The 12,926-nt window shown below is 72.3% G+C and carries 12 protein-coding genes and 1 riboswitch; of the genes, 7 read left to right on the forward strand and 5 right to left on the reverse strand.

The annotated features are described in order from the left end of the window. Window positions 1-447: 447 nt before the first annotated feature. Both C7456_RS10165 and ppa read left to right on the forward strand, forming a co-directional pair. On the forward strand, window positions 448-1,278 hold the full coding sequence (locus tag C7456_RS10165) for a 2OG-Fe(II) oxygenase (protein ID WP_109723644.1): 831 nt from the start codon (window positions 448-450) through the stop codon (window positions 1,276-1,278). A 141-nt stretch (window positions 1,279-1,419) separates the two neighbouring features. Next, window positions 1,420-1,956: an inorganic diphosphatase gene (gene ppa, locus C7456_RS10170; protein WP_109723645.1), complete on the forward strand. Its 537-nt coding sequence runs from the start codon at window positions 1,420-1,422 to the stop codon at window positions 1,954-1,956. A gap of 405 nt (window positions 1,957-2,361) precedes the next feature. Here ppa and C7456_RS10175 read toward each other — a convergent pair whose 3' ends face one another. Next, the gene (locus C7456_RS10175) at window positions 2,362-3,213 is read right to left on the reverse strand and encodes a helix-turn-helix domain-containing protein (RefSeq protein WP_146203583.1); all 852 of its coding nucleotides are present in this window, start codon (window positions 3,211-3,213) and stop codon (window positions 2,362-2,364) included. 320 nt (window positions 3,214-3,533) lie between these two features. Here C7456_RS10175 and C7456_RS10180 point away from each other — a divergent pair, with 320 nt between their 5' ends. Then, window positions 3,534-4,253 carry a hypothetical protein gene (locus C7456_RS10180; RefSeq protein ID WP_109723647.1) on the forward strand — a complete coding sequence of 240 codons (720 nt, stop codon included), beginning with the start codon at window positions 3,534-3,536 and terminating at the stop codon, window positions 4,251-4,253. A 209-nt stretch (window positions 4,254-4,462) separates the two neighbouring features. Here the strand turns inward: C7456_RS10180 and C7456_RS10185 are convergent, their stop codons facing one another. Beyond that, a complete protein-coding gene (locus C7456_RS10185; RefSeq protein WP_109723827.1) occupies window positions 4,463-5,434 on the reverse strand; it encodes a LysR family transcriptional regulator in 972 nt (323 codons plus the stop codon). A gap of 104 nt (window positions 5,435-5,538) precedes the next feature. On the opposite strand from C7456_RS10185, the gene C7456_RS10190 reads away from it, so the two are divergent. Genes C7456_RS10190 through C7456_RS10200 form a run of 3 tightly spaced genes read left to right on the forward strand, consistent with a single transcriptional unit; the run spans window position 5,539 to window position 8,852 of the window. Beyond that, complete coding sequence (locus C7456_RS10190; RefSeq protein ID WP_109723648.1) at window positions 5,539-6,741, forward strand: MFS transporter; 1,203 nt, start codon at window positions 5,539-5,541, stop codon at window positions 6,739-6,741. Between the two features lie 30 nt (window positions 6,742-6,771). Next, window positions 6,772-7,839 (forward strand): aldo/keto reductase, encoded by a 1,068-nt coding sequence (locus C7456_RS10195; RefSeq protein WP_109723649.1) that lies wholly within the window; start codon window positions 6,772-6,774, stop codon window positions 7,837-7,839. Next, entirely contained in the window at window positions 7,836-8,852 is a 1,017-nt protein-coding gene (locus C7456_RS10200) for a zinc-binding alcohol dehydrogenase family protein (RefSeq protein WP_109723650.1), read from the forward strand. Before C7456_RS10195 ends, C7456_RS10200 begins: the two co-directional genes overlap by 4 nt. 37 nt (window positions 8,853-8,889) lie before the next feature. Here the strand turns inward: C7456_RS10200 and C7456_RS10205 are convergent, their stop codons facing one another. The 3 genes from C7456_RS10205 to C7456_RS10215 form a co-directional block, all read right to left on the reverse strand. Continuing rightward, window positions 8,890-9,492 carry a ferritin-like domain-containing protein gene (locus C7456_RS10205; RefSeq protein WP_109723651.1) on the reverse strand — a complete coding sequence of 201 codons (603 nt, stop codon included), beginning with the start codon at window positions 9,490-9,492 and terminating at the stop codon, window positions 8,890-8,892. A 77-nt stretch (window positions 9,493-9,569) separates the two neighbouring features. Further along, window positions 9,570-11,447 carry a phosphomethylpyrimidine synthase ThiC gene (gene thiC, locus C7456_RS10210; protein ID WP_109723652.1) on the reverse strand — a complete coding sequence of 626 codons (1,878 nt, stop codon included), beginning with the start codon at window positions 11,445-11,447 and terminating at the stop codon, window positions 9,570-9,572. 131 nt (window positions 11,448-11,578) lie between these two features. After that, window positions 11,579-11,675, reverse strand: a riboswitch (TPP riboswitch). Between the two features lie 128 nt (window positions 11,676-11,803). Continuing rightward, window positions 11,804-12,403, reverse strand: a complete 600-nt coding sequence (locus C7456_RS10215) for a TetR/AcrR family transcriptional regulator (protein WP_425454631.1) — start codon at window positions 12,401-12,403, stop codon at window positions 11,804-11,806. 129 nt (window positions 12,404-12,532) lie between these two features. On the opposite strand from C7456_RS10215, the gene C7456_RS10220 reads away from it, so the two are divergent. Then, on the forward strand, window positions 12,533-12,862 hold the full coding sequence (locus C7456_RS10220; protein WP_109723654.1) for a hypothetical protein: 330 nt from the start codon (window positions 12,533-12,535) through the stop codon (window positions 12,860-12,862). Window positions 12,863-12,926: the final 64 nt, after the last annotated feature.

A 12,926-nucleotide genomic window follows, 5' to 3' on the forward strand; every position in this document is an offset into this window, starting at 1 on the left:
CCTGATCCCGCCCGCGGCGGGAGGACCCGCCGCGGCGCCGCGCCCGGGCCGCGCTTCCGGTCCACGCCCGCGGCTCCCGCCCGTCATACCGGCGCAGGCCGGAACCCAGCGAAAGGATGTCGTGCGGAAGCACTCGAAAGCAGGCTTCGCCTACTTCGCACGACGCGCATGACTGGATGGCTCGCTACGCCCCGCTCCTGCGGGCCATCCGCTTCGCGGGCGCTCTGCACGCCCGTTCGATCCGCACCGCGATGACGACGAGGGACAAGCGCGCATCCACGCCGGAACCGGCGGACGCCGCGTGAAATGCCATGCCCTGAACCCGTGCCCCGGCCAACGGCGCGGCCGGCATTGCAGGATTCCGGGCAGGCCCTAAGCTTGCGTGGCGGCCGGCGGCGCCCGCGGGCCCGCGACGCCATCCCCACCCGACGCCATCCGCTTCCCGCCATGTCTTCCCGTGCCACGATCACCCCCGAACTGCGCGAGTGGATCCTCGCCACCACCCGCGCCGGCCACGGCGTGCCGGAGGTGCTCAAGCTGATGAAGGACGCCGGCTACCCGCCGGCGCAGAGCCGCGTCGCCCTCGCCCAGGTGCTGAAGATCCCGCTGAGCGCGATCAGCGCCGGCGCGGGCCCGGCCGGGCGGCGGCCGCGCCATCCGCAGGCGCCGCTGGCCGAGGCCGGCGACCGCCGCGTGCGCGTCGCGCTCGGCGTGGACGCGCCGCCGCTGCGCGTGCTCGACGGCCTGCTCGACGCGGGCGAATGCGCCGAGCTGATCGCGCTGGCGCGGCCGCGCCTGGCCCGCGCGCGCACCGTGGCCGAGGACGGCCGCCAGCAGGTGGACGAGCGGCGCACCAGCGCCGGCATGTTCTTCGCTCCCGGCGAGACGCCGCTGGTGGCGCGCATCGAGCGGCGCATCGCCGCGCTGCTGGACATGCCGGCGGACCACGGCGAGGGCCTGCAGGTGCTGCACTACCTGCCCGGCCAGGAATACGAGCCGCACTACGACTGGTTCGACCCCGCCCAGCCCGGCTTCGCCGCGATCACCGCCAAGGGCGGCCAGCGCGTGGCCAGCGTGGTGATGTACCTCAACACGCCGGAGGAAGGCGGCGGCACCGGCTTCCCGGCGCTCGGCCTCACCGTCACCGCGCTGGCCGGTTCGGCCGTCTATTTCGCCTACGAGGCCGGCGACGAGGCCTCGCTGCACGCCGGCCTGCCGGTGACGCGCGGCGAGAAGTGGATCGCCACCAAGTGGCTGCGCGAGCGGCCGTTCCGCTGATCCGGCAGGACCTCCCGCGGGCCGCCCGGGAGGGCTTCGGCCCGCCGCCGCCGCGGCGCCCGCATGGTGCGCCGCCGCAAGGATTGGCTTATCCTGACGGACTTCGCTTCTTTCCCCATCCCTTCGAAGGAGTGCCCCGCCATGGGCCTGGACCTGGTGCAAGCCGGCCGCAACGTGCCGGACGAGATCAACGTCATCATCGAAATCCCCAAGGACGCCGAACCGGTCAAGTACGAGGTGGACAAGGAGAGCGGCGCGATCTTCGTCGACCGCATCCTCTCCACGCCGATGCGCTACCCGTGCAACTACGGCTACGTGCCGGGCACGCTGGGCGACGACGGCGACCCGCTGGACGCGCTGGTGATCCTGCCGCTGCCGCTGGTGCCCGGCTCGGTGATCCGCTGCCACCCGGTGGGCATGCTGAAGATGACCGACGAGGCCGGCGGCGACGAGAAGCTGGTGGTGGTGCCGACCGCGAAGGTCTTCGCCGGCTACGCGCACATCGACGACATCAAGAGCGTCTCGCCGCACTGGCTGGAGCGCATCGGCCACTTCTTCGAGCACTACAAGGACCTGGAGAAGGGCAAGTGGGTGAAGCTCGACGGCTGGGCCGGCGCCGACGAGGCGAAGGCGCAGATCCGCGACGGCATCGAGCGCTATCGGTCGAGCAAGGGCTGATCCCTTCCGCGGCGCGCGCCTCGTCCCCGGGGCCTGTTCAAGAGCTTCCGAGGAAGGGCGCCAGGAAGGCAGCGGGATGAAGCATGGGCGGAGGCAGCGCTCGCCGCTCCTTCCTTGCCTCCCATGCTTCTCCGGCTGAGCAAAGCCGCGCCTGACCACCCGGTGCTGGGACATGGCCTCGACGGGCCTGGCATCGGGGCCGCTGGCGGTCCCGCGCCAGGTCGATCGCGGCCGGAGGCCGCTCCCACAGGGGCCCCGCAAGCCTGGTGGGAGCGGCCTCCGGCCGCGACGGCGCACCATCGCCCACTCCCGCCATGCCGCCGTTGCGGACCCACGTCAACTCTTCGGCTGGCCCGCGCAATCGGTTCCCGACGGGCAGGACACGGAAAGACCTTGAACAGGCTCTCAGCGCGCCGCCGCGCGTGACGGCGCGCGCAGCCGCGCACGCAGGTGGCGCAGGTCGCTGCACCGCAGATCCTCGCGCAGTTGCCGTGGCGACCGGCCCAGCGCCCGGCGGAACGCCTCGGTCATGTGGCTGTGGCTGTAGAAGCCCAGGTCGCAGGCCAGCGCCGCGAGATCGTCCTCGCCCTCGCCCAGCCGCCCCAGCGCGGCGCCCAGCCGCTGCTGCAGGCGGAACTGCCGCAGCGACAGCCCGGTGACGGCGCGGAAGATCCGGCACAGGTGGAACGGCGAGCAGCCGGCCAGCGCGGCCAGCGCGTCGACCTCCAGGTTCTCCCCGACGCGCGCGAGGATGGCTTCCTCCACCCGCGCCACCCGGCGCGCCAGCGCGGCCGGGCGCAGGCGCACCGGCTGGCGCGCCTGCAACAGGCGGTCGAACAGGTCCAGCAGGGCCGCGTCCGCCTCGCCGGCCAGGGCGCCGCGGCGCAGGCCCAGCAGCAGCTCCACGTGGATCTGCTGGAACGCCAGGTCGTGCCCGAAGGCCTGGCAGGCCGGCCCGGCGCGGCCGGCCACGCCCAGCTCCGCGAGCACGGACTCGTCCATGCACACGTCGGTGCAGCAATCGCAGCCGTCGCGGTCGGGATGGGTGATGCGGTACTCGACGCCCGCGCGCAGCAGCACCGCCTGGCCCGGCCGCGCCATGCAGCTGCGGCCGCCGGCATGCACCCCGAAGGCGCCGCGCCGGGTGAAGATGAAGCGCGCCGGCTCGCCGCCCGGCGAGTACCCGCAGTCCACCCGCGGGTGCCGGCAGACGTGGCTGACCACCTCGAAGCGCGGCGATCGCAGCACGGTCTGCATGATCGACATCGGACGCCCCGCCGCTCATCCGGGAACCGCACCGGATCATACGCCCGGCTGCGCCGGACGGCGCCCCGCGGAACGGAACGCGGGCGCACGTTTTTGAAAGCGGAACGCCGGCGCGGCTGCCGGGCCGACGCAGCCGCCGTGCTTCGGGCCGCGCGCCGCATCGCATTCCCCGCGCGCAGGTTTGTGAAAGCGCGCCCGGCACGGCGGCGCGAAGCTGGCGGCGCATCCCGTCGAGGACGCACCCGGTCCGGCGCTCCCCCCTCCCCATCGATGCCGGACCGTCCCTTCGGCAAGTCCAAGGAGATCAGGCCATGACCAAGCTCAAGCTGCTGTGCAGTCTGCTCGTCGCCTGCGGCGCGGTCGCCGCGGCCCATGCCGCCGAACCCGCCTCCATCGAAGACCTGCTCAACCCCATGCTGTACCCGAAGGACGCGCGGCCCTTCGACAAGGGCATCGCCAGCTGGGCCGAGCTGTCGTGGCAGTGGATCTACGCGCAGCCGCTCGCGCACAACCCGTACATCGACCCCACCGGCGCGGACTGCGCGGTCGGCCAGGACGGCCCGGTGTGGTTCCTGGCGCCGATCGCGGCGCCCGGCTCCGGCGTCTACACGCGCAGCTGCACCATCCCGCGCGGCAAGGCGATCCTGCTCAACGTCGGCAGCATCGCCGACGACTGGCCGTGCCCCGATCCCGCCTTCGCGCCCGGGCCCGGGCAATCGCTGTACGACTTCCTGGTCGCCGACGCGCTCGCCTACAACATGGTCGTGCAGCTGGACCTGAAGCTCGACGGGCGGCCGGTCTTCAACCCCAAGCGCTACCTCTACACCTCGGAGGACCTGTTCGCGCTCAAGGGCGACCTCAGCGAGACGGCGTTCGATCCCTGCATCACCGGCGGCTACCAGCCCGGCATCGTGTACGGCTACTTCCTGATGTTCCGGCCGATGGCGCCGGGCATGCACACGATCGTGCGGCACAACCGCGACAGCAACGGCACCGACCTCACCTTCGTCTATCGCCTGACGATCCAGTAAGCGCCGACCGCTCGCACCTTCCTCGCCGTCATTCCGGCGCAAGCCGGAATCCAGTGAGGAATGCCGTGCGCAGCACCCGACATCAAGAGATGTCGCCCGCTGCGCGGGACATGTTTCAACGGGATTCCGGCTTGCGCCGGAATGGCGAGCAACAGCGGCGGCTGCGCGCGGCCGGGTTGGGACGACGGCCTGGCGCCGCGACAACGGCACTAACGCCGCGTGCGCGACCGCGCCGTGCGCGGCGCGGGGCCTGCCGTCCGTCGCGGCGGATGCGCACGCTCCCACGGCGGCACCTCGCCGAAGCGCTCGGCCAGGAAATCGACGAAGGCGCGCACGCGCGGCGGCACCAGCCGGCGCTGCGGCGTCACCGCCCAGATGCCGCTCTCGGGCAGCGCGTAGTCCGGCAGTACCGCCTCCAGCCGGCCGGCCGCCAGGTCCTCGTGCACGTGCCACAGCGAATGCAGGGCGATGCCCTGGCCGGCCAGCGCCGCGTCGCGCACCAGCTCGCCCAGGGTGGTCTCGAAGCGGCCCTGCACGCGCACCGCGTGCTCGCGGCCGCGGCGGTCGACCAGCCGCCACACGTCCTGCCGGCCGTCGCGGCCGGACAGCAGCACGCACTCGTGCCCGGCCAGCTCGGCCGGCGTGCGCGGGCGGCCGTGCCGGCGCAGGTAGTCGGGCGAGGCGCACAGCAGGCGCCGGTTCGAGGCCAGCCGGCGCGCGACCAGGCTGGAATCGCTCAGCGCGCCGATGCGGATGGCCAGGTCGAAGCCCGCGCCCACCACGTCCACCAGCTCGTCGCTGAGGTGCGCGAACAGGCGCAGCTTCGGGTAGCGCGCCAGGAACTCGGGCAGCAGCGGCGAGATGTACTGGCGGCCGAACGCGGCGGACATCGTCATGCGCAGCGTGCCGGACACGCTGGCGGCGCTCTGGCGCAGGTCGGTGGTGAGCGCGTCCAGATCCTCCACCAGGGCGCGGCCCTGCTCGGCCAGCAATCGCCCTTCCGGGGTGGGATGCAGGCGCCGCGTGGTTCGCTGCAGCAGGCGCACCCCCAGTCCGCGCTCCAGCCGCTTCAGGCGCTGGCTGGCCACCGCCACGGAAAGGCCCAGGCTGCGCGCGGCGGCGCTGATCGAGCCCTGGTCCAGCACGCGCAGGAACAGGGCGAGGTCGTCCAGGCGGTCCATGATCTTCAACGCTTGATTGAAAATGAATCGCCATGTTGGTGGTTTCCGCTGAGAGTGCAAGTGCCTAGGCTGCGCCCCGTCCCTCGAGGAGAGAGCGCTTCCCCATGGCATCCGACAACGCTTTCCGCACGCCGCCGGCGCTGTACGCGCTGGCGGCCGGCGCCTTCGGCATCGGCACCACCGAGTTCGTGATCATGGGCCTGCTGCAGCAGGTCTCCGCCGATCTCGGCGTGAGCATCGCCACCGCCGGCCTGCTGATCTCGGGCTACGCGCTGGGCGTGTTCGCGGGCGCGCCCGCGATCACCCTGGCCACCCGCCGCCTGCCGCGCAAGGCGGTGCTGCTGGCGCTGATGGCCGTCTTCACCGCGGGCAACCTCGCCTGCGCGCTGGCCACCAGCTACGCCGCGCTGATGGCCGCGCGGGTGCTCACCTCGCTGGCGCACGGCACCTTCTTCGGCGTGGGCGCGGTGGTGGCCACCGCGCTGGTGCCGGAGCAGCGCAAGGCCTCGGCGATCGCCACCATGTTCCACGGCCTGGCGCTGGCCACGCTGGCCGGCGTGCCGGCCTGCGCGTGGCTGGGGCTGCACTTCGGCTGGCACGCGGCGTTCTGGGCGGTCGCCGCGATCGGCGCGCTGGCGATGGCGGCGCTGGCCGTGCTGGTGCCGCCCACGCGCGACGACGAAGCGGCGCCGGTGGCGCTGGGCACGGAGCTGCGCGCCATCGCCGGCGCGCCGGTGCTGCTCGGCCTGGCCACCACGGTGTTCGGCTTCGCCGGCGTGTTCGTGGTGTACACCTACATCGAGCCGCTGCTGACCCGCGTCAGCGGCTTCGGCGACGCGATGGTCTCGCCGGTGCTGCTGGTGTTCGGCGTGGGCATGATGATCGGCAACCCGCTCGGCGGCCGGCTCGCCGACCGCCGCCTGTCCGCCGCGCTGGTCGGCACGCTGGCGGCGCTGGCGGCGGTGCTGTGCGTGCTCGGCTTCGCGCAGCATGGCCGCTGGTCGATGGCGCTGTTCACCGGCCTGCTCGGCATGGCGATGTTCGCCACGGTGGCGCCGCTGCAGCTGTGGATCCTGCGCCAGGCCGCCGCCGCGCCCAGCCTGGCGTCCAGCCTCAACATCGGCGCGTTCAACCTGGCCAACGCGCTGGGCGCGTGGCTGGGCAGCCGGGTGATCGCGCGCGGCGCCGGGCTGGCGGCGCTGCCCTGGGCCGCCGCGCTGGTGACGGCGACCGGCATCGCGCTGGCCGCGTATGCCTTGCGCGGCCGGCGCGTTTCGCGGGCGGTCGCGGCCTGCCCGCAGGCCTGAGTCCCTTGTCCCGCGTCACGGAGCTTCGTCATGGAATACCGCTTTCTCGGCCGTTCCGGCTTCAAGGTGCCCGCTCTGGGTTTCGGCGCCGGCACCTTCGGCGGCAGGGGCCCGCTGTTCGGCGCCTGGGGCAGCACCGGCGCCGCCGAGGCGAAGCGCCTGGTCGACCTCTGCCTGGACGCCGGCGCCAACCTGTTCGACACCGCGGACGTCTATTCGGACGGCGCCTCCGAGGAGATCCTCGGCGCCGCGCTGAAGGGCCGGCGCGAGCGGGCGATCCTCTCCACCAAGCTCACCCTGCGCGCGGGCGACGGCCCCAACGACGTGGGCGCCTCGCGCCACCACCTCGTGCGCGGCGTGGAACGCGCGCTGAAGCGGCTGGGCACCGACTGGATCGACCTGCTCCAGCTGCACCACTTCGACGCGATGACGCCGGTGGAGGACGTGATGCGCACGCTGGACGAGCTGGTGCGCGCGGGCAAGGTGCGCTACCTCGGCGCCTCCAACTTTGCCGGCTGGCAGCTGATGAAGTCGCAGCGCGCCGCCGCCGAGCGCGGCTGGACGCGCTTCGTCGCCAACCAGACCTACTACTCGCTGGTCGGCCGCGACTACGAGTGGGAGCTGATGCCGCTGGGCCTGGATCAGGGCATCGGCGCGGTGGTGTGGAGCCCGCTGGGCTGGGGCCGCCTCACCGGCAAGCTCCGCCGCGGGCGGCCGCTGCCCGCCGGCAGCCGCCTGCACGACACCGCGCAGTTCGCCCCGCCGGTGGACGAGGAGCGCCTGTACCGCGTGGTCGACGCGCTGGACGCCGTGGCCGCGGAGACCGGCCGCAGCGTGCCGCAGGTGGCGATCAACTGGCTGCTACGGCGCCCGACCGTGGCCACCGTGCTGATCGGCGCGCGCAACGAGGCGCAGCTGCTCGACAACCTCGGCGCGGCCGGCTGGGCGCTGAGCGCCGGGCAGGTGGCGCGCCTGGATGCCGCCAGCGCGGTGATGCCGCCGTATCCTTACTATCCCTACTGGAACGGCATGTTCGCCGAGCGCAATCCGCCGCCGGTGCCCGCCGTGCTCCCCGCCCCCGCCGGAGATGCCGCATGAAAGCCGTCGCGCTCACCCGCTACCTGCCCATCGACGATCCGCAGGCGCTGCTCGACGTCGAGCTGCCCGCGCCCGTGCCCGGCGAGCACGACCTGCTGGTGCGCGTGGAGGCGGTCTCGGTCAACCCGGTCGACACCAAGCTGCGCGCGCCCAGGCCGCAGGTGGAGGAGCGGCCGCGCGTGCTCGGCTTCGACGCCGCCGGCACGGTGCAGGCGGTCGGCGCCGCCGTGCAGGGCTTCCGGCCCGGCGACCGCGTGTACTACGCCGGCGACGTCACCCGTCCCGGCAGCAACGCCGAGCTGCAGGCGGTGGACGCGCGGCTGGCCGCGCACGCGCCGCGCTCGTTCGACGCCGCGCAGGCCGCGGCGCTGCCGCTGGTGGCGATCACCGCGTGGGAACTCCTGTTCCAGCGCATGCCGTTCGACAGCGAGCAGGGCGGCCGCGGGAAGAGCCTGCTGGTGATCGCGGGCGCCGGCGGCGTCGGTTCCATCGCCATCCAGCTCGCGCGCCGCGCGGGCTTCGCCGTGATCGCCACCGCGTCGCGCCCCGAGACCGCCGAATGGTGCCGCGCGATGGGCGCGCAGCACGTGGTGGATCACCACCGGCCGCTGGCGCCGCAGCTCGCCGCGCTGGGCTTCGCGCAGGTCGACGCGGCGGTGGACTTCGCCGACACCGACGCCTACTGGGAGCCGCTGGGCGAACTGCTGGCGCCGCAGGGCCACGTGGGGCTGATCGTGGAGCCGAAGGGCGCGCTGCGCATCGGCGACCCGTACAAGGCCAAGTGCATCGGCATCCACTGGGAATTCATGTTCGCCCGCCCGCGCTTCCGCACGCCGGACATGGCCGAGCAGGGCCGCATCCTCGCGCGCGTCGCGCAGCTGGTCGACGCCGGCGAGCTCAAGAGCATCCAGCGCGAGACGCTCTCGCCGATCAACGCCGCCAACCTGCGCGAGGCGCACCGGCGGCTGGAATCGGGCACCACGGTCGGCAAGCTGGTGCTGGCCGGCTGGTGACCCGCACCGGCGCAGGGCGCGCACCGCGCCCTGCGCGTCAGCCGCGCTTGCCGGCCCGCCGGGTCGACGTCGGCTTGGCCGGCTCGCCCTTCTCGCCGAAATTCTCCATCAGCGTCTTCATGTCCTCGGCGTGCTCCTCCTCCATCGCCAGGATGCCCTCCAGCATGCGCTTGGTGGTGGTGTCCTGGTCGCCGACGAAGTTGATGATCTCGCGGTAGCTGTCGATCGCGATGCGCTCGGCGACGAGGTTCTCCTCGATCATCGCCGCCAGTTCCTCCGGCACCACGAACTCGGCGTGGCTGCGGGTGGACAGGCCGTCGGGCTCGAAGTTGGGCGTGCCGTCGAGCTGGGTGATGCGCTCGGCGATCTGGTCGGCATGCTGCTGTTCCTCGTTGGCGTGCTCCAGGAACTCGGCCGCCACGCTCTTGGCGTTGATGCCCGAGGCGAGGTAGTAGTGCGCCTTGTAGCGCAGCACGCACACGATCTCGGTGGCCAGCGCCTCGTTGAGCAGCTTCAGCACCGTGTCGCGGTCCAGCGTGTAGCTGTCGGTGACCGCGCCGCGCTTCATGTGCTCGCGCGCGCGTTTGCGAATGGTCTGGATGTCGGAAAGGAAGGGCTGCGGTTTCGGCTGGGTGGCCATGAGGACCCCTTTGCGTGGCGGATGGCTGCGTCCAGCCAGTCTAGCCCCGCCATGTAGCGGCGGCGTCAAGGGCGGCCTCAGGCCTTGCGGTACACCTCGGCGCCCTGCGCGCGGAACTCGGCGGCCTTCTCGGCCATGCCCTCCTGCACCGCCTGCGCTTCGCCGGTGCCGTGCCCGGCGGCGTAGTCGCGCACGTCCTGGGTAATCTTCATTGAGCAGAACTTCGGGCCGCACATCGAGCAGAAGTGCGCGCTCTTGTGCGCGTCCTTGGGCAGCGTCTCGTCGTGGAACTCGCGCGCCTTGTCCGGGTCGAGCCCGAGGTTGAACTGGTCCTCCCAGCGGAACTCGAAGCGCGCCTTGGACAGCGCGTTGTCGCGCACCTGCGCGCCCGGGTGGCCCTTGGCCAGGTCCGCCGCGTGCGCGGCGATCTTGTAGGCGATGATGCCGTCGCGCACGTCCTGCTTGTTGGGCAGGCCCAGGTGCTCCTTCGGCGTCACGTAGCAGAGCATCGCGGTGCCGAACCAGCCGATCATCGCCGCGCCGATCGCGCTGGTGATGTGGTCGTAGCCCGGCGCGATGTCGGTGGTGAGCGGCCCCAGCGTGTAGAACGGCGCCTCGTGGCACTTCGTAAGCTGGCGCTCCATGTTCTCCTTGATGAGCTGCATCGGCACGTGGCCGGGGCCCTCGATCATCACCTGCACGTCGTGCTTCCAGGCGACCTGGGTCAGCTCGCCCAGCGTGTCCAGCTCGCCGAACTGCGCGGCGTCGTTGGCGTCGGCCACGCAGCCGGGCCTGAGGCCGTCGCCGAGGCTGAAGGCCACGTCGTAGGCCTTCATGATCTCGCAGATGTCCTCGAAGTGCGCGTAGAGGAAGTTCTCCTTGTGGTGCGCCAGGCACCACTTGGCCATGATCGAGCCGCCGCGCGAGACGATGCCGGTCACGCGCCTGGCCGTGAGCGGCACGAAGCGCAGCAGCACGCCGGCATGGATGGTGAAGTAGTCCACGCCCTGCTCGGCCTGCTCGACCAGCGTGTCGCGGAAGATCTCCCAGGTCAGCTCCTCGGCCACGCCACCGACCTTCTCCAGCGCCTGGTAGATCGGCACCGTGCCGATCGGCACCGGCGAGTTGCGGATGATCCACTCGCGCGTCTCGTGGATGTGCCTGCCGGTGGACAGGTCCATCACCGTGTCGCCGCCCCAGCGGATCGCCCACACCAGCTTCTCCACCTCCTCGGCGATGCCGGAGGACACCGCGCTGTTGCCGATGTTGGCGTTGATCTTGGTGAGGAAGTTGCGACCGATGATCATCGGCTCGCTTTCCGGGTGGTTGATGTTGGCCGGGATGATGGCGCGGCCGCGCGCCACCTCGTCGCGCACGAACTCGGGCGTGATCAGCCTGGGCAGCGCGGCGCCGAACGACTGGCCCGGGTGCTGGTCGAGCAGCGCGCTGCCGGCCAGCGCCTCGATGCGCTGGTTCTCGCGGATGGCGATGTACTCCATTTCCGGCGTGACGATGCCGCGCCGCGCGTAGTGCATCTGGGTGACGTTGGCACCGGCCCTGGCGCGCAGCGGCGCGCGCGTGGCGGCGAAGCGGATCGGCGCGAGCCTCGGGTCCGCGGCGCGCTGGCGGCCGAAGCTGGAGGAGAGGTCGGCCAGCCGCTCGGTGTCGCCGCGCTCGGCGATCCACGCCGCGCGCAGCGGCGGCAGGCCGGCGGCGAGGTCGACGCGGTAGTCCGGGTCGGTGTACGGGCCGGAGGTGTCGTACACGGTGATCGGCGGGTTCTTCTCGCCGCCGAACAGGGTGGGCGTGTCCGCCTGCGCGATCTCGCGCAGCGGCACGCGCAGGTCGGCGCGGCTGCCCTGCGCGTAGACCTTGCGCGAGCCGGGGATCGGCCGGGTGACGGCTTCGGAGAGTTCCTGCGCGGCGCGCGCGAGGTCGGAGAGCTGGGCATTCATGGCAATCGTCCGGTTCCGGGAAGGCGCCACGCGGGACGCGCTTTCGCTGGTTGGAGAGGCCCGCGGGAGGCGCGGGTCCCCTGCGAGACATTCGCAGGCGGAAGCGACGGCGCCGGACGCGCGGACGGGAAGGACCGCGCGGCGAAGCTCCCTACACCGGTGCTAACCGGATCAGGTTCGAAGGGACTCTCTCAGCCGGCCGTTGCGCCGGCACCCCCGCTTCATCGGCGGCTATTCAAGCACGAAGCGGGCGCGGGCGCGAATGTGAAGGCCGCGGGGCGGGCCTGCGGGAAGGCGGGCGGCCATCCGGGCGCCGGATCGGCGAAGAGGAGAGATCGGGCGGACGGCCCGCGGGCTCAGCGCGGCAGGTAGGCGCGCAGGAACATGTCCACGCCGGCGCGCGCGTTGGCCTCGACCTCGGCGGCGTAGCTGTCGTTGCATTCGACGCAGCCGAACATGCGCCGCAGCATCAGGTTGCCCTTGATCAGGGCCATGAACTGCACCGCCGCGCGGGACACGTCGGGGATGTCCAGCTGGCCGGCGTCAACCGCCTGCTGCAACAGGCGTTCCATCAGCGCGTGGGTGCGCATCATGCCTTCCTCCCACATCAGCCGGCCGAAGCGGGGGTTGCCCTGGCGGCAATCGCTGAGGATGGCGCGGAAGGTGCCCACGTTCTCCTGGTCGCAGTCCAGCCGGGCATGGGTGAGGGCGATGCGCAGCAGGGCCTCGCGCACGTCCGCGCCGGGCTCGAACTGGTAGGTCTCCTCCGGCAGCAGGTCCTGCACGCGGGCGCGGATCACCTCGCGGAACAGGTTGTCCTTGTCGCCGAAGTGGCTGTAGACGGTGAGCTTGGAGACGCCGGCCTCGGCGGCCACCGCGTCCATGCTGGTGCCGGCGAAGGCGTTGCGGATGAACAGCGCCTTGGCCGCCTCGAGGATGGCCGCGCGCTTCTCCATGTCCTTCGGACGGCCCGGACCCGGATTCTTGGCTTGCGGCACAGCGGTCATGTCACACCTTCACAAACATGCGGTCGAGTTTTACTATACGAAATAGTACAATTATTTTCCGCGACGAACCTGAACACGATGACCATCGCCGAATTGCAGCTCAGCGCCGCCTACCGTCTCGCCCAGCGCAATCTCGGCGCATGGCTGGAACAGGGTAGCGCAGGGCTGCGCCAGCGTGCATTCCACGCGCGCAGCGCGCTGGCGCCGCTGGACCCGGCCGAGCGCGCGCGGCTGGCGCGCTGGCTGGCCTGGCTGTGCGTGGCCGGCCGCAGCCGCGGCGACGACGCGCTGCCCGCGCGCCTGCGCCGGCTCGACGCCCGCCTGCACCGCGCGGTGGAACGGGCGCTGCCGCTCCTGCCCGCCGGCATGGCGCCGATGCGCGAGCCTTCGCGCATGCTGAGCGCCTGAGCCGGCGGCGCGCATGACTTCCGTCAACCGCGCGCGATGACTTCCGGCACTTCGTCCGACGCCC

It is taken from the genome of Fulvimonas soli, from assembly GCF_003148905.1.
Lineage (GTDB): Bacteria > Pseudomonadota > Gammaproteobacteria > Xanthomonadales > Rhodanobacteraceae > Fulvimonas > Fulvimonas soli.